Source organism: Mycobacterium sp., from assembly GCF_035697385.1.
Classification (GTDB): Bacteria; Actinomycetota; Actinomycetes; order Mycobacteriales; family Mycobacteriaceae; genus Mycobacterium.
The window spans coordinates 29,335-45,692 of record NZ_DASSCY010000201.1 but is presented as its reverse complement, the minus strand read 5'-3'; the positions used below and the strand labels follow the sequence as shown (position 1 = coordinate 45,692).

General features: G+C 64.5%; 14 protein-coding genes. 12 read left to right on the top strand and 2 right to left on the bottom strand.

All coding sequences use genetic code 11. From position 1 onward, the window contains the following. Positions 1-6 precede the first annotated feature (6 nt). Both VFH65_RS16520 and VFH65_RS16515 read right to left on the bottom strand, forming a co-directional pair. Positions 7-2,949 (bottom strand): aminotransferase, encoded by a 2,943-nt coding sequence (locus VFH65_RS16520; protein WP_353322873.1) that lies wholly within the window; start codon positions 2,947-2,949, stop codon positions 7-9. Then, on the bottom strand, positions 2,946-3,803 hold the full coding sequence (locus tag VFH65_RS16515) for an alpha/beta fold hydrolase (RefSeq protein ID WP_353322871.1): 858 nt from the start codon (positions 3,801-3,803) through the stop codon (positions 2,946-2,948). The genes VFH65_RS16520 and VFH65_RS16515 overlap by 4 nt, the downstream gene beginning before the upstream one ends. A 96-nt stretch (positions 3,804-3,899) precedes the next feature. Between VFH65_RS16515 and VFH65_RS16510 the strand changes: the two genes are divergently transcribed. From VFH65_RS16510 to VFH65_RS16455, 12 genes are all read left to right on the top strand, one after another. Next, entirely contained in the window at positions 3,900-4,520 is a 621-nt protein-coding gene (locus tag VFH65_RS16510; RefSeq protein ID WP_414688437.1) for a TetR/AcrR family transcriptional regulator, read from the top strand. Between the two features lie 60 nt (positions 4,521-4,580). Then, complete coding sequence (locus tag VFH65_RS16505) at positions 4,581-5,054, top strand: VOC family protein (RefSeq protein ID WP_353322868.1); 474 nt, start codon at positions 4,581-4,583, stop codon at positions 5,052-5,054. A 422-nt stretch (positions 5,055-5,476) separates the two neighbouring features. Then, positions 5,477-6,244 carry an MlaE family ABC transporter permease gene (locus VFH65_RS16500; RefSeq protein WP_353322866.1) on the top strand — a complete coding sequence of 256 codons (768 nt, stop codon included), beginning with the start codon at positions 5,477-5,479 and terminating at the stop codon, positions 6,242-6,244. Then, positions 6,241-7,095: an ABC transporter permease gene (locus VFH65_RS16495; RefSeq protein ID WP_353322864.1), complete on the top strand. Its 855-nt coding sequence runs from the start codon at positions 6,241-6,243 to the stop codon at positions 7,093-7,095. Before VFH65_RS16500 ends, VFH65_RS16495 begins: the two co-directional genes overlap by 4 nt. A 4-nt stretch (positions 7,096-7,099) precedes the next feature. After that, positions 7,100-8,551: an MCE family protein gene (locus tag VFH65_RS16490; protein WP_353322863.1), complete on the top strand. Its 1,452-nt coding sequence runs from the start codon at positions 7,100-7,102 to the stop codon at positions 8,549-8,551. Between the two features lie 37 nt (positions 8,552-8,588). Beyond that, on the top strand, positions 8,589-9,620 hold the full coding sequence (locus VFH65_RS16485; RefSeq protein ID WP_353322862.1) for a virulence factor Mce family protein: 1,032 nt from the start codon (positions 8,589-8,591) through the stop codon (positions 9,618-9,620). Next, positions 9,617-10,975, top strand: coding sequence for an MCE family protein (locus tag VFH65_RS16480; RefSeq protein WP_353322861.1), 1,359 nt, complete (start codon positions 9,617-9,619; stop codon positions 10,973-10,975). Before VFH65_RS16485 ends, VFH65_RS16480 begins: the two co-directional genes overlap by 4 nt. Next, positions 10,972-12,309, top strand: a complete 1,338-nt coding sequence (locus VFH65_RS16475) for an MCE family protein (RefSeq protein WP_353322859.1) — start codon at positions 10,972-10,974, stop codon at positions 12,307-12,309. Before VFH65_RS16480 ends, VFH65_RS16475 begins: the two co-directional genes overlap by 4 nt. Beyond that, positions 12,309-13,463 carry a virulence factor Mce family protein gene (locus VFH65_RS16470; RefSeq protein WP_353322938.1) on the top strand — a complete coding sequence of 385 codons (1,155 nt, stop codon included), beginning with the start codon at positions 12,309-12,311 and terminating at the stop codon, positions 13,461-13,463. The genes VFH65_RS16475 and VFH65_RS16470 overlap by 1 nt, the downstream gene beginning before the upstream one ends. Before the next feature lies 1 nt (position 13,464). Next, a complete protein-coding gene (locus VFH65_RS16465; protein ID WP_353322857.1) occupies positions 13,465-14,973 on the top strand; it encodes an MlaD family protein in 1,509 nt (502 codons plus the stop codon). Beyond that, positions 14,937-15,677, top strand: coding sequence for an Mce protein (locus VFH65_RS16460; protein ID WP_353322855.1), 741 nt, complete (start codon positions 14,937-14,939; stop codon positions 15,675-15,677). The genes VFH65_RS16465 and VFH65_RS16460 overlap by 37 nt, the downstream gene beginning before the upstream one ends. After that, complete coding sequence (locus VFH65_RS16455) at positions 15,674-16,354, top strand: hypothetical protein (protein WP_353322853.1); 681 nt, start codon at positions 15,674-15,676, stop codon at positions 16,352-16,354. The genes VFH65_RS16460 and VFH65_RS16455 overlap by 4 nt, the downstream gene beginning before the upstream one ends. Positions 16,355-16,358 lie beyond the last annotated feature (4 nt).

The window sequence follows — 16,358 nt, the reverse complement described above, 5'->3', positions numbered from 1 at the left end:
CGACGGCTACCAGCCCTCGGTCAGCACCCGGTCCAGCGTGTCGACGTAGAAGTCCGCGGACTCGATGTCGATGCACAGCGGCGGCTTGGTTTTCAGAATGTTCATCTGATCACCGGTCGGCTGGATGATCACACCGAGTTCGAGCATGCGCTCGCAGATCGCCGACGTTTCCTGCGCCGCGGGTTCCAGAGTGCCTGGGTCGCGGATCAATTCAACTCCGAGGTACAGCCCGATGCCGTGCACGGTGCCGATGATCGGGTGCTTGGCTTGTAGTGCCTGCAGTCTCGACTTGAGGTGGGCGCCGACTCGCGCGGCGTTCTCCTGCAACCCTTCGTCACGGAGCACGTCCAGGACTGCCATGCCGATCGCGCACGACAACGGACTGCCGCCGGTCGAGGAGAAGAAGTAGCCCTGCGACGCGAAGCCCTCGGCGACAGCGCGGCTGGTGATCACCGCGCCCAGCGGATAGCCGTTGCCCATTGACTTCGCGATCGACACGATGTCGGGCAACACGTTCTGCTGACCGAAACCCCAAAACCATTCACCGAGACGGCCGTAGCCGACCTGAACCTCGTCGGAGATCGCGAGCCCGCCTGCCGCCCGGACCGCCGCGTACACCTGCTGTAGGTACCCGTCGGGTAGCGCCATGCCACCCGCGTTGCCGTACACGCTTTCGCAGATGAACGCCGCCGGTGGCCGCCCGTCGGCGATCATCCGCTCTATCTGCGCTGCTACCTCGCCCGCGTACCGCACCGCCTCGCCGCCCCGATACTTTCCGCGGAAGCTGTTGGGCGACTCGACTGTGTGCACCCAATCAGGACGGGTGGCAAGCGCATTGGGATTGTCTGCCAACGACGTCGACACCGCATCGGTACCGTACGTCCAGCCGTGGTAGGCCTCGCGAACCGCCACGACGTCACGCCTGCCCGTCGCGGCCGTTGCGAGCCGGATCGCCAGATCGCTTGCCTCCGAACCGGAGTTGACCAGGAACACGGTGTCCAGCGGCTCGGGCAACGTCGACGCGAGGCGTTCACTAAACGCGACGACCGCCTCGTAGTTGAACCGCGAATTCGTGTTGAGCTTGCGCAGCTGGCGGGCGGCCGTCTCGGCGACCCGCGGATGTGCATGGCCGAGAACCGTGACGTTGTTCACCATGTCGAGGTAGCAGCGTCCGGCGGTGGACATCAAGAAATGCCGCTTGCCCCGTTCGATCTGCGGCGGCCGCCGGTAGTAAAACTCCTGCACCGGCGCAAAACTCGCGTCGCGCCGTGACAGCAGATCACCCGTCTCCCGTGCGTCGAGCGCGGGCAGCCCAAGAAGCGGTCGTGGGTCCCGGGTCAGCGCCAGCCACCCAGGGGCCAGTTCCGCCGAGGTGAACAACGGCGCAGCCGGCGCGCCGTCGGGTCGTACACCGAGTTCAACCCATCGATCACCGAGGATCTCCGCCAGTGGCTGCCCGGCAGAAACGGCCCCCGACGCCACCTGCTTGACCCCGGCGAGCGTCAGTTCAACGCCGGCCCCGCGGAATGTCATGCGGTCGGCCGCGGAATCGATGACTTCGCCGTCCCACGGCGCCACGACGCCCATTGGCTGCGGCGCCCACACGCTGATGCCGGTCGGCACCACGGCGGGACTCTGCTGACTGAGCTTCTCGGTCCGGCCCAGCCGCGCTTGCCCCCACTCAGTGACAACGAGCGCTGCACCGTTTCCTACTGCGGCCCTGGCCAATTCGTCCTCGACGCCAGACTTCAATGAACCGTCGGCGTCGAACGCGCGGTCGTAGACATCGGAGGTGGTCGACAGGTCGAGCGTCACCACCGCCGCGGGATCAACCGCCACAAGCGGTGTTTCGGCGACGAGGGCACCCAGGTGCTCGGCCAGCCCGAGATCGGCCCGGATCACCGCGGTCATCACATCCATCGGTACCGAGGTGGCAAGTTCGAACATGCGCCACTCGGCGTCGGATTGCTCGGTGATGTACTCGTTGTCCGGATCCAGCGTCGCCTGTTGGGCACCACTGACTATCAGCACCGCGGTGCGCAGAACTATCAGCGGCCACAGCACATTCACTTCCGCAGCGGTGAGAGGCCGCACACGGTGGAAGGCCCGCACCGCGGGCAGCACCGAGGTTGGATCGGCACCCCGATGTCCCAGCACCGATGAGATCGTTATCGCCAACTCGGATACCGCCCAGGTGTCCGACAGATCACCGAAGTCGATCACGCCGTCGCAATGGGCTGTCTCAGCAGCGCGCGACACAACCACGTTGGCGTCGGTGAGATCCAGATGCACAGCCTGCGTTGGCAGCTCATCGGCGAGCGGGACGATCCGCGACCACGCATCGCGCGCCGCGGCCTCGAGGCGGACGCGATGCCTGGCGTCGTCGACGTGCGAAATCAATTCCGCCACAACATCGGCACCAAAGCGCAGGTCCCACTGCAGAATCCGGTCAAGGCCAGGATGGTGGAAGTCCGCTAACGCTCGGCTCACCCGCCCAGCCACATCGCCCAACCCCGCGACCGACGTCGGGGACAAGTAGCCGGACGCCAGCAGCGTCCCGCCGGGCAGATAGCGAAGAAGCCGGACATAGGCCGCGCCGTCAACCAAACCCGTTATCGCCGTATACTTCTCACCGGCCAGGTTGGGCAGCGGCACCGCAATGCGCAGCGACGGCTCCGCCTCGGCGATCTGTTCTGCCGCCAGATCCTGAGCTTCCAGTTCCGTAGCGCTGAACGCGGGGTTCGCGATCTTCAGCACCCCGATGATCACGTCGCTGGAGTCGGTGACGACGAAGTTCTTGTCCTGCTGGCTGCCCAATGACGTGGCACGCGCGTGCACGCCGTAATGGGTGGCCAGGATCTCTTCGGCTTGCGCCTCGCTCACCTGGGGCGCAGGCAGCTCCGGCGATTCGAGGAAATTGAAGCCGACGGTGCGGCGGTTGATCGTCACCGGCTGACGAATTGCACCACGACGTCGGAGAACGCGTCGTTGTCGTCGCCGGCGGCGGTATGCCCCGCCTCGGACAACTCGACGAACTCTGCGTCCGGCACCTTGGCCAGGAAATCCCTGACGCCCTCCATGCTCACCACGTCGGACAGTTTGCCGCGGATCAGCAGGATCGGGATGGTGAGATTGATCGCGGCCTGTTCCAGCTTCTCGACCCGGACGAAGGGGTCGTCCGTGGGCACAGTCAAGAACTTCGGATCCCAGTGCCAGTACCAGCGGCCATCACGTCGGCGCAAGTTCTTCTTCAGGCCTTCTGGGCTGCGCGGCTTGGTCCGGTGGGGCAGGTATTCCGCGACCGCGTCGGCGGCCTCCTCCAGCGAGTCGAAGCCGTGCACATGGCTGAACATGAAGTCGCGGATTCGGGCGCTGCCGTCCTTCTCGTAGCGCGGCACCACGTCGACGAGCACCAGCTTCGTCACCTTCTCCGGCCCCGCTGCATCCGCGACGAGGATCCCGGTCATTCCGCCCATGCTGGCGCCGATCAGCATCACCGGCCGGCCGATCTGGTCCAGCACCGCCAGGGTGTCGGCACACAGCGCGTCCACCGTGTAGTTGGCGTTGGGCGCCCGATCGCTGTCGCCGTGGCCACGGCTGTCCAGCGCGACGACGTGCAAGCCCTGGTCAGCCAGGATCTGCCCGGTGTTCTTCCACGAGTGCCGGTTCTGCCCGCCGCCGTGCAGGAGCAGAACTGTCGGTTGACTAGATGACACCCCACGATTCCACTCGTCGGCCACCAGAGTTATGCCCTCGACACCATGAAACTTCGTGATCTGCGGTTCGCTGCGTGTGCTGCTCACAGACGTCCTTCCGGTGGCCCCAGGGCCTCACGTTACCCAGGGGACAATTTGCGCCAATCCGCAACCCGGCGGGTGGGCGGCGTCCCTAGAATTCCGATGGTGCAGCCCGACAGGCCCGATGACGACGATCGTGGCTGCATCATCGAGGCCGCCTACGGTTGCCTGTCGGCGCCGCACAGCGGGCCGATTCCGGTTGCCGCCATCCTGCAGCGCGCCGGGGTGTCGACGCGGGCGTTCTATCGCCACTTCGAATCCAAGGACGAGTTGTTCCTGGCGATGCTGAGGCAGGAAAGCGAAGCCCTGGCCCACCGGCTGGACCAGATCGTCGAGGCGACGCCCGGCCCACCTGTTGAACAGCTCAAGGCTTGGATCAGCCAGATGTTCGGCTGGGTGCAAGACGCGCAACTGCGGATGCACCTCATCGTGATCGACTCGGACGAGGTTCGCGCCGCGAAGGGGTACCGCGAAACGCGTGAACGCGCCCACGCCGACCGCGAACGCTCGCTGGTGGAGATCCTGCGGCGGGGCAAAGAAGACGGGTCCTTTCCGCTCGCGGACCCTGAGCGCGACGCGATAGCAATCAGCGCCGTCGTGAGCCGCGAGATGACCAGCCAGTCGCCCGATGACGAACGGCAACTGCAACGTTCGCTGGCGCGCGTGGTGGACTTCGCGTTGCGGGCGCTGGGCGCCGAACGGGAAGCGGCCGACCGGCGATGAATTCGTGACGGCCCGGCGGTCTGCCCCTAGAGAAGTCGTCACAAAGAAGGAGGACCCGCAATGCCGTCGATCACGCCGTGCCTATGGTTCGACAACGACCTCGAGGAGGCCGCGCAGTTCTACACGTCGATCTTCCCGAACTCGTCGATCGAGAAGTTCAGCCGCTACACCGAGGCTGGCCCGGGTACGCCAGGTGAGGTGGTGTACGGCACGTTCGTGCTGGACGGCAACCGGTTCCTCGGCATCAACGGCGGCCCGGCCTTCCAGTTTTCCGAAGCGGTGTCGTTCATGGTGAACTGCAAGGACCAGGCCGAGGTCGATTACTACTGGGAACGCCTGCTCGACGGCGGCGAGGAGTCCCAATGCGGCTGGCTCAAGGACCGGTTCGGACTCAGCTGGCAGATCGTGCCTGACCGGCTCTTCGAGCTGACCGAAGACCCCAACCCGGCTCGTGCAGTGGCCGCGACCAAGGCCATGCTGGGGATGCGCAAGATCATCGTCGCCGAACTGGAGGACGCCGTCGCAGGCGTCTGAGGCTCAGCAACGGCTGACGCCGGTTGAAGAGGATTTTTGTTCCCCAGCGCTGCGCGGTGGCCCAACTCGCCGAGGATGCGGAAGTTTGCTGAAGGTCGCCGCCGAGCCCTGGCCCTAATGCATGGCGTGCAGTGGCCGCTGCCAACAGTTTTGGGCCGCGATCCGCCCAAAACGCGTCATGGTGTGGCAATTCGCGCCTGGTTGACGTTGTCCCAGAAGGGATTCCGGCATTGGTCGTCGCATACCAGGCGGCACACGTGGCGATGGTCACGTTGCCCCTGTTACGTGTTGCTAGCTGCGAAAAATTTGATGTACCGTTCTTCGGTCAACGTCGTGTGTCGCGTGTCACAGTGGTACAGGTCGATGCGATCGTGGGCGCAGTGGCCCATGGCAACGTCGAACGTACGAGGAAGGACTGGTTAATGGTCGCTTCCGACGTCGTCGCCAAGCCGGTGCGCGCCTTCGGTGGCTTCTACGCGATGGCTCTTGACACGTTCGTCGCGATGTTCCAGCCCCCATTCGCATGGCGCGAGTTCGTCACACAGAGTTGGTTTGTCGCGCGAGTGTCGATCGTGCCGACGCTGATGTTGACGATCCCCTACACGGTGTTGCTCACGTTCACCTTCAACATCCTGCTGCGGGAGTTCGGTGCCGCCGATTTCTCTGGAACCGGTGCCGCGCTCGGCACGGTGCGTCAGATCGGGCCGATCGTCACCGTGCTGGTGGTCGCAGGCGCCGGTGCGACCGCCATGTGTGCCGATCTCGGTGCGCGCACGATTCGAGAGGAGCTCGACGCGTTGCGGGTGATGGGTGTCAACCCCATTCAGGCCCTTGTGGTTCCCCGCGTGCTGGCCGCAACGCTGGTGTCGCTTGCCCTTTCCGCTTCGGTGATCCTCGTCGGTCTGGCCGGCGCCTATTTCTTCTGCATCTACATTCAGAACGTCTCGCCGGGTGCGTTCGCGTCCGGCCTGACACTCATCATTGGCGCTGCCGATGTCACGATCGCGCTGCTGAAGGCCGCGTTGTTCGGGCTGTCGGCCGGCCTGATCGCTTGCTACAAAGGCATTTCCGTGCGCGGCGGCCCGGCCGGCGTCGGAAATGCCGTTAACGAAACGGTGGTGTTCACTTTCATGGCGTTGTTCGCCATCAATGTCGTCGCCACCGCCGTCGCCGTAAAGGTGACAATGTGACAGTCTCGAAGCCCCATTCCCAGTTCCCGTGGCTGAAAGGCCGGGCGCGTCCCTGGGTTGACGGCTGGAATAGCGTTGGGCGGCAGACGAAGTTCTACGGCCGCACCCTTCGGTCGATCCTCATCGCCGTCACCCAGTACCGGGTCGAGTTGATCCGGCTCATCGCCCAGATGGGATTGGGCGCAGGTGCCTTGATCATCATCGGGGGAACGGTCGCGATCGTCGGGTTCCTGACGGTGACCACCGGCGCGCTCGTGGCCGTGCAGGGGTACACCGACTTCTCGGAGATCGGTGTCGAGGCCTTGACGGGATTCGCGTCGGCCTTCTTCAATGTGCGGCTGATCGCGCCCGCCACGACCGCGGTTGCACTGTCGGCGACGATCGGCGCTGGCGCCACAGCACAACTCGGCGCCATGCGGATCAACGAGGAGATCGATGCGCTGGAGGTGATGGGCATCCGCAGCGTCGCCTACCTCGCGTCCACTCGGGTGGTGGCCGGCCTACTCGTCGTGATTCCGCTCTATTGCGTGGGTGTGCTTGCGGCGTTCTGGGCGGCGCGATTCGGCACTACCGTCCTCTACGGCCAATCGACGGGCGTTTACGACCATTACTTCAGAACATTTCTGAACCCCACCGATTTGTTCTGGTCATTCATCCAGTGCGTGGCGCTCGCCGTGGTAATCATGCTCGTGCACACCTATTACGGCTTCACCGCACGCGGCGGTCCCGCCGGCGTTGGTGAGGCGGTCGGGCGTGCGGTGCGCATGTCATTGATCATTGCCGCGTTCGTTCTCGTGATGATGTCGCTCGCCATCTACGGCCAATCCGGCAACTTCAACCTGGCTGGTTAGTGCAATGGACGACAGAGAAGAAGGCATGCATCCCGGATGGGCGACGCTCATCCTGGTGGTGGTGCTCGCCGCCGCTATCTGGCTGACGTATGCCTTGTTCACCGGGACGTTCCGGAGGTCCGTGCCGGTGACGTTGACCTCCGACCGGGCGGGCTTGGTGATGGAGACCAACGCCAAGGTGAAGCTGCGTGGCGTCCAGGTGGGGCGCGTCGCCGAGATCAGTGGCGGCAAGGAGCCCGTGGTGCTGAAGCTGGAGATCGATTCGACGCAGCTCAAGAACATTCCAGCGAACGTTGAACCGCGGATCCGGGCCACCACGGTCTTCGGTGCGAAGTTCGTCGACCTGGTTTACCCCAGCGATCCCAGCTCGCAGCGGCTGGCGTCCGGTCAGGTGCTGAAGTCGACGAACGTCAGCACCGAGGTCAATACGGTGTTCGAGAACGTCGTTGTTGTGCTGGACACGATCGACCCGGCCAAGCTCAACAGCACACTGTCCGCACTCGCCGAAGGCGTCCGTGGACAGGGCGAACGGATCGGTCAGGCCACCACCGATGCCAATCAGGTTCTGCTCGAACTGAACTCGCGCGATGAGACGCTACGAGCCGACTGGCGTGCGCTCAAGGATTTCAACGACACCTTTAGTGTTGCGGCGCAAGACATTTTGTCCGTTCTGAACGCGGCGAGCACGACCAGTACCACAATCACCAGCCACGCAAAACAGTTGGATGCGTTGCTGCTGGCCACGATTGGGCTTTCGAACAGTGGCATCAGCCTGCTGGCTCCGAATCAGGCCAATCTCATCAGGGCCATCAACGTGCTGGAGCCGACGACCAACCTGTTGTACAAGTACAATCCCGAGTACACCTGTCTGCTGGTGGGCGCGAAAACCTTGCTGGATACCGGAGGTTACGAAGCGCCCGGCGGCAATGGCCGAACTCTCGTGCTCGACACTTCGCTGGCGCTCGGGGACGACCCGTACCACTACCCGACCAACCTGCCGGTGATCGGCGCCAAGGGCGGACCCGGCGGCAAGCCAAGCTGCGGCTCTCTGCCGGATGTCGCGCAGAACTGGCCGGTGCGCAATCTCGTCACCAACACCGGATTCGGCACCGGCGTGGATTGGCGACCGAATCCCGGCATCGGCTTCCCGGCCTGGGCCAACTACCTACCCGTCACCCGTGCGGTGCCAGAGCCTCCGAGCATTCGTAATCTGTTCGGCGGGCCTGCGCCGGGACCGATTCCGTATCCAGGCGCCCCTGCGTACGGAGCGGACCTCTACGCGCCGGACGGCACGCCATTGTGGCCGGGTCTGCCGCCGGCGCCTCCGCCGATGGCGCCACGGGAGCCGGGTCCGACGCCGGGCACGGAGCCGTTCATCGTCCACGCCCCCGCACAAATGCAGCCGACCCCGCTACCGCCTATTCCACTGCCGACGGCGGTGGTCCCGTCACCATGACCGTCCGCAGACCGGCAACAAGGAAAGGTAACCGGCCATGAGAGAAAGCCTGGGAGGCGTCGGATTACGCCTTGCCGTCTTTCTGGCTGTGTGCCTGCTGGGCGTGTTCGGCCTCTACGCGGTCTTCGGGCAGCTGCGGTTCGGCGAGAAAGCCAGGAGCTACAACGCCGAGTTCGCCAACGTGACTGGGTTGGAGAACGGCGACTTCGTCCGCATCGCGGGCGTCGAGGTCGGCCAGGTGAAGAAGGTCGAGATTCAGCCCGACACCACGGCGTTGGTTGAATTCACCGCCGACGATTCGGTGGTGCTGACGGAGGGCAGCCGAGCCGTCATCCGCTACGACGACTTGATCGGCGGGCGGTACCTGGCACTGGAAGAAGGCACGGGCGCCACCAAGAAGCTCAACATGGGTGACACGATCCCGATGGCGCGCACGTCGCCGGCGTTGGACCTGGACGCATTGATCGGTGGGTTCCGGCCGCTGTTTCGGGCACTGGATCCGGAACAGGTAAACGCGTTGTCGGGCCAGTTGATTGCTGCCCTGCAGGGCCAGGGCGGAACCATCAACTCGTTCCTCGCCCAGACCGCCGCGCTGACGACCACACTGGCCGACCGGGATCAGCTGATCGGTGAGGTCATCATCAACCTCAACGTGGTACTCGGATCGTTGGGGGACCAGAACGACCAATTCTCAAAGGCTGTCGACGCGCTTGCCGAACTGGTGCAGGGCCTGGCGGAGCGTAAAGAGGACATCAGCAACGGCCTGGCGTACACCAACGCAGCCGCAGGAAGCATCACCGACCTGCTGGCACAGGCCCGTCCGCCGTTTGCGAAGACGATCCAGGAGACGGACCGGGCCGCGGGAATCGTGGTGGCAGATCACGAATACTTCGACAACCTGATCAACACATTGCCGGATGCCTATCAAGCACTTGCGCGGCAAGGCATTTACGGCGACTTCTTCAGCTTCTACCTGTGCGACATCGTGCTCAAGCTCAACGGCAAGGGCGGCCAGCCGGTGTACGTCAAGGTCGCGGGCCAGAGCACGGGGAGGTGCGCGCCGAAGTGAAGCCTTTCAGTGAGCGGAATCTATTGGTCATCGGGGCCATCGGGCTGGCGATCACCATCGGCATCGTGGTCGGCGCACTGCAATACGACAAGCTGCCCTTCCTCAGCCAGACCAAGGAGTACTCGGCTTACTTCGCCGAGGCCGGCGGTATCACAGGTGATGCGGGCGTACAGGTTTCGGGTTTCCAGGTGGGCAAGGTGACCTCGATCGAGCTGGATGGTCCGCGGGTGCTCATCAAGTTCACCGTCCAAAAGAACATCCGGCTTGGGGATCGTACCGAGGCGGCGATCAAGACCAAAGGCCTGCTGGGAACGAAGATCCTCGAGGTGTATTCCCGTGGCGATGGCCAACAGGAGGGCACTATCCCATTGGATCGCACCACGTCGCCGTATCAGCTGCCCGACGCGTTAGGGGAGCTCGCGACGACCATCAGCGGTCTGAACACCAACCAGTTGTCGGATTCCTTGAGGGTGTTGTCGGAAACGTTCGCCGACACTCCTCCCGAACTGAAGATCGCGGTAGAAGGTGTCGCGCGCTTCTCGGAGACGCTCAACGAGCGCGATTCGCAACTGCGTGGTCTGCTGACCAACGCCGACAAGACGACCGCGGTTTTGGCTGAGCGCAGCAACCAGATCGTCGGCCTCGTCTCCAATACCAACGCGCTGCTGATCGAGCTCCAAAACCAAAGCGCCGCACTGGATCAGATCTCCGGCAACGTCTCCGCGCTCAGCCAGCAGTTGCAGGGCTTCATCGGTGAGAACCGCGCGACGATGAAACCCGCACTCGACAAGCTCAACGGGGTGCTCACGATCCTCGACAACCGCAAGGAACGCCTGCAGAAGTCGCTCGAACTGCTCACCAAATACTCGATGTCGCTTGGCGAATCGGTGGCATCCGGGCCCTTCTTCAAGACCTATGTCGCAAACCTGCTGCCGGGGCAGTTCGTGCAGCCGTTCATCGACGCGGCGTTCTCCGACCTCGGTCTGGATCCCAACGTGCTGCTGCCTTCGGAACGTAGCGACCCACAGGTCGGCCAGCCGGGGACACCGGCGTTGCCGGTGCCCTACCCGCGCACCGGCCAAGGCGGCGACCCGCGTCTGACGCTGCCCGACGCCATTACCGGCAATCCGGGCGATCAGGGTTGCGGTCCGCCCGGCCTGCCGTTGCCCGGGCCGACAGGCTGCTACCCGTACCGCGAACCGCTGCCCGCACCCCCGCCCGGTGGTCCGCCTCCTGGACCGCCCGCCGAAGCACCGGCTGGTTTGGATTCCACGCCGCAGCCGACACCGAGTCCTGTCCTGGTGCCCGCACCGGGTGAGGCGCCGCACCTTCCAGCTCAGGAGGGTGGGCAATGAACCGCAGAGCCTGGGTAGGAGTCGGCCTTGTAGTGCTGTTGGTGGCCGGCGTGGTCGTCCTGTTTCGGACCACTGAAACCATCAACCGCACAAAGGTTGTCGCGTACTTCGAGGACAGCACGGGCATCTACGTTGGCGACGACGTTCGCATCCTCGGTGTGAATGTCGGCAAGATCACCGAAATCGAGCCGCAGCCAGAGCAGGTGAAGATCTCGTTCTGGTATGACAGCAAGTACAAGGTGCCTGCCGACGCGAAAGCGGCGATCCTGTCGCCGACATTGGTGACTGCACGCGCCATTCAGCTCACCCCCGTCTACACCAGTGGGCCGGTGATGAAGGCCGACACGGTCATCCCGCGGGAACGAACTGCTGTGCCGGTCGAGTGGGACGAGGTGCGTCAGCAGCTGGAGAAGCTTGCCGACACGTTGCAGCCGACCGAGCCCGGCGGGGTGAGCCCGCTGGGTTCGCTCATCAACACCACTGCGGACAACCTGCGCGGCGAGGGCGCCAACATCCGCGACACTGTCATCAAACTGTCGCAGGCGTTTTCGGCTCTCGGTGATCACAGCACCGACATCTTCTCGACCGTCAAGAATTTGGCGATTCTGGTGTCGGCGCTTCAGGACAGCACCGACTTGATGCGACAGCTCAACCAGAACCTGGCGTCGGTGACCGGGCTGCTCGCGGACAACCCGGATGAAGTGGCCAGCGCCGTGCGCGACCTCAACGCCGTTGTGCCCCAAGTGCAGTCGTTCGTGGCCGAGAACCGCGAAGCGCTGGGCACCACGTCGGACAAGTTGGCAGGAGTGACCCAGGCGCTGACCGACAGCCTCGACGACGTCAAACAGTTCCTGCACGTGGCGCCCAACACGTTGCAGAACTATGTGAACATCTGGCAACCAGCGCAGGGCGCGGTCAGCAGCGTGCCGATGATCAACAACTTCGCCAACCCGATTTCCTTTCTGTGCGGCGCTGTTCAAGCAGCATCACGGCTGGGCGCCGAGGAGTCGGCGAAGCTGTGCGTGCAATACCTGGCGCCGATCATGAAGAATCGCCAGTACAACTTCCTGCCCGTCTCGCAGAACGTCTTCGTCGGTGCCACGACGCGACCGAATGAGCTCACCTTCAGCGAGGACTGGATGCGGCCGGATTACATTCCGCCGCAGGGGGTTGCGCCCCAGGCCCCGCCGCTACCGGACGGCTCGCCTGCGCCGCCTGCACCGCCGGGCCCGCCGCTGCCTGCAGAGGCGATGGCCACCAATCCGGCAGACGGCCTGCACGGGATGATGGCGCCGCCTGGGCCCACGCGCGAGCCGGGGAGAGTCGGACCATGATGATGCGGGCTACGTGGCAACGTGTCGCGGCGGGAATGCTGGTGCTTGGTCTCGCGGTGTCCGGGTGCGGCTGGCAAGGGCTGAATTCAGTTCCGCTGCCGGGGGTTCAGGGCGTCGGCCCCGGCTCGTTCACCGTCCAGGCGCAGATGCCCGACGTCGACAACGTCGAACAGAATTCCCGCGTGCGGGTCGGCGATGTGAATGTCGGCACGGTGAGCAAGATCGAGCGTCAGGGCTGGCATGCGCTGGTGACGATGACACTCAACCGCGACGTGCAGTTGCCGGCCAATGTGACGGCCAAGGTCGGGCAGACCAGCCTGCTCGGGTCACAACACATCGAATTGGCGCCACCGGCCGACGTTGCGCCCGAAGGCAAATTGGGTGAAGGTTCGGTGATTCCGCTGGCCTCGGCTGGTGCATACCCGACTACCGAGCAGGCGCTGGCCGCGATTGCCTTGCTGCTCAATGGCGGTGGGTTCGGAAACATTTATGACATCACCGAGGCGTTGAGCACCGCGTTCGCCGGCCGCGAGAACGACTTGCGCAGCCTGATCGAGCAGCTCGACAAGGCGATCGGCTACCTCGACGATCAAAAGGGCGACATTATCGCGGCGTCGGAGAGCCTGAACAACTTGTTCGGTCAGATCGCCGAGCAGAAACCGGTGGTGGACAAGGCATTACGGACCATCCCCGATGCGCTGGCCGTGCTGCGGGATCAGCGCGACAACCTGTCCGAAGCGCTCGCGCAGCTGGGTAAGTTCAGCGCCCTGGCCGCCGACTCTGTCAACCAGACCAAGGAAGCACTCGTCCAAGAGCTCAAAGACATTGGGCCGGTGCTGCAGTCACTGGCCGACGCCGGCCCCGCGCTGACCCGTGCGCTGAGCTTCCTGCCCACGTTCCCGTTCCCCAAGGAGACGCTGACCAACTGGATGCGTGGCGACTATGCCAACCTGACGTTGATCCTCGACCTGACGTTGAGTCGGATCGACTCCGGAATCTTCACCGGGTCGCGGTGGGAGTGCGATCTGACCTGGCTGGAGATTCAGTGGGGCCGCACCATCGGCCAATTCCCCAGCCCGTGTACTGGGAGCGCCCCGCCGAACGGCGCCGGCAACCCGCTGATCGCTCCGTACCGATTCGATCAGGGACCCTGACATGATTTTGACTCGGCGGATCCTCATTCAGATGGCGATCTTCGCCGTGGTGGCGACCACGGCACTCGCGATCATGTTGTTCGGGTATGCGCGGGTGCCCGAGATGTTCGGCATCGGGCAGTACCGCGTCACAGTCGAATTGCCAGAGACCGGGGGGTTGTATCCGCGGGCCAACGTCACTTACCGCGGTGCACAGGTGGGAACAGTCGACAGCGTCGAGCTGACCGATTCCGGTGCCGGTGTCGAGGCGGTGATGAAGCTGACCTCGGACATCAAGATCCCCGCCGACGTCGAGGCCGAAGTGCACAGCGTCTCGTCCGTTGGGGAGCAGTACGTGCAGCTGATCCCGCGAAGTGGGCAGGGGCCGGCACTCCAAGACGGCGACGTCATCCCTGTGGACCGCACCACGATTCCGACCGATATCAACACGGTCTTGAACGACACGACGCGCGGTCTGGAGGCGATCCCGCGTGACAACCTCAAGACGGTCATCGACGAGGCCTATGTGGCGGTCGGCGGCCTCGGGCCGGAGCTTCGCCGGCTGGTCAACGGCAGCACCGCGCTGGCCATCGACGCTCGCAAGAACCTGGACCCCCTGACAACACTGATCGATCAATCCAAGCCGGTCCTGGACACCCAGACCGAGACCGCAGGCTCGATCCAGGAATGGGCGGCGAACCTGGCGAGCGTCACCGGCCAGCTGCAGAGCCAGGATCCAGCCGTGGCCGGCATCCTTCAGAACGGCCCCGGCGCCGCCGATGAGGTGCGATCCCTGTTCGATCGGCTGCAGCCAACGCTGCCCATTGTGCTGGCCAACCTGGTCAGCATCGGCGAGGTGGCCGTCACCTACCAACCCAGCCTCGAGCAGCTGCTGGTGCTGTTGCCCCAGGGCACCGCCGTCACGCAGGCCGTCGGCGTGCACAAGCGCAACACCAAACAGGACTACGAAGGCGATGCGTTGGTCTTCAACCTGAACCTGATGATCCCCGCGCTGCCGCAGCCCATCCCTCTGCCGCCGCAGCAGCTACCGCCGCCGTGCACCACCGGCTTCCTGCCAGCCCAGCAGCAGCGGGTGCCCACATTCGAGGACTACCCTGACCGACCTGAAGGCGATCTCTACTGCAGGGTGCCGCAGGACGCGCCATTCAACGTCCGCGGCGCCCGCAACCTGCCGTGCATCACCGTTCCGGGCAAACGGGCCCCGACATGGAAGCAGTGCGAGAGCAACGAGTACTACGTGCCGCTCAACGACGGCTACAACTGGAAGGGCGATCCGAACGCGACGCTGTCCGGGCAGGCGATCCCACATGTGCCCCCGGAGCCGTCACCTGCGGAAGCGCCTCAGCCGCCGAGTCCTGCTCCGCCGCCGATAGCGGCCGCCGAATACGACCCAGCCACCGGCACGTACGTTGGACCGGACGGACGTGTCTATACACAGTCCAACTTGGCCCAGAGCGCCGCAGAGGAGCAAACATGGCAGACGATGCTGCTGCCCCCGAAGGGGAACTGAGCAAGACCACAGCAGCCGAGCCTGAGTCCACCGCCGTCGAGGAGACGGGGGCCGTCGCCGATAAGCCCGCCGACAAGCCAGCCGACGACGGTACGACCACGCCCGAGACGTCCGATGACGAGGCCGCAGAGGACGAGGCCGCAGAGGACGAGGGTGCAGAGGACGAGGGTGCCGAGGATCTGGACGACGACCTAGGCGATGAAGCGCCGGCCAAGCCGCGGCTGTCGCACGTGCAGATGGCGACGATCGCGGGCCTGGTGCTGGTGCTGGCGCTGGGCGGCTTGACGGGCTGGCTCGGATTCCGCGCCTACGAGTCGCGTAAGGCCGATGAACAACGCAACCTCTTCCTTCAGGTCGGCAGGCAGGGTGCGCTGAACCTCACCTCGATCAACTTCGAGCACGCCGAGGCCGACGTGCAGCGCATCCTGGACTCGGCGACCGGTACGTTCTACGACGACTTCCAGCAGCGCGCACAGCCGTTCATCGAGGTCGTCAAGCAAGCCCAGTCGAAGTCCGAAGGCACCATCGCCGAGGCGGGGCTTGAATCCGCATCCGAAAACGGCGCCGAGGTGTTGGTGGCGGTGACGGTCAAGTCATCGAATGCGGGTGCGCCCGAACAACAGCCACGCGCCTGGCGAATGCGGCTCACGGTGGAGAAGGTCGATGACCAGGCGAAGGTGTCGAATGTGGAGTTCGTTCCGTGAGTAAACACGATAAAGACAGCATGGTCGAGGACGAGACGAGCACGCCTGTCGACGCCGAAGTCGAGCAGGCCACGGACTCGGCGGCCGACGAGTCGACTGTCGGCGAGTCGACCGAGAAGGCCGACGAGCCAACGGAAATCACCGAAGCGTCGTCGGAGACCACTGAGCCGGAGAAGCCCAAGTCGCGGGTGAACTGGCCGCGGGTGTTTGCCTTCGGCGTGTTGCCGGGCCTGGCACTGGTGCTGGCAATGGCCGCGGGATTCCTCAAGTGGCAAGACAACTCGGTGCGCGACAGCCAGGCCGCCCGCATCGAGGCGGTTCAGGCCGCCAAGGACACCACGATAAAGATGCTGTCCTACAAGCCCGACAGCGTCGAGCAGCAACTCAACGACGCCCGGAATCTGTTGACTGGTGATTTCCGCGACCAGTACACGTCGCTCATCAACGATGTGGTGATCCCCGGCGCGAAGGAGAAGCAGATCACCGCGGTGGCCAGCGTGCCCGAACAGGGCGCCGCCTCGGTGTCCGCTGACCCGAATCACGCCGTGGTTCTCCTGTTCGTGAACCAGACCGTGGTGGTAGGCCAGGATGCACCCACCGACACCGCGTCGAGTGTGCGCGTGACGCTCGACAAGGTTGACGACCGCTGGCTGATTTCGAAGTTCGACCCGGTGTAGGAGT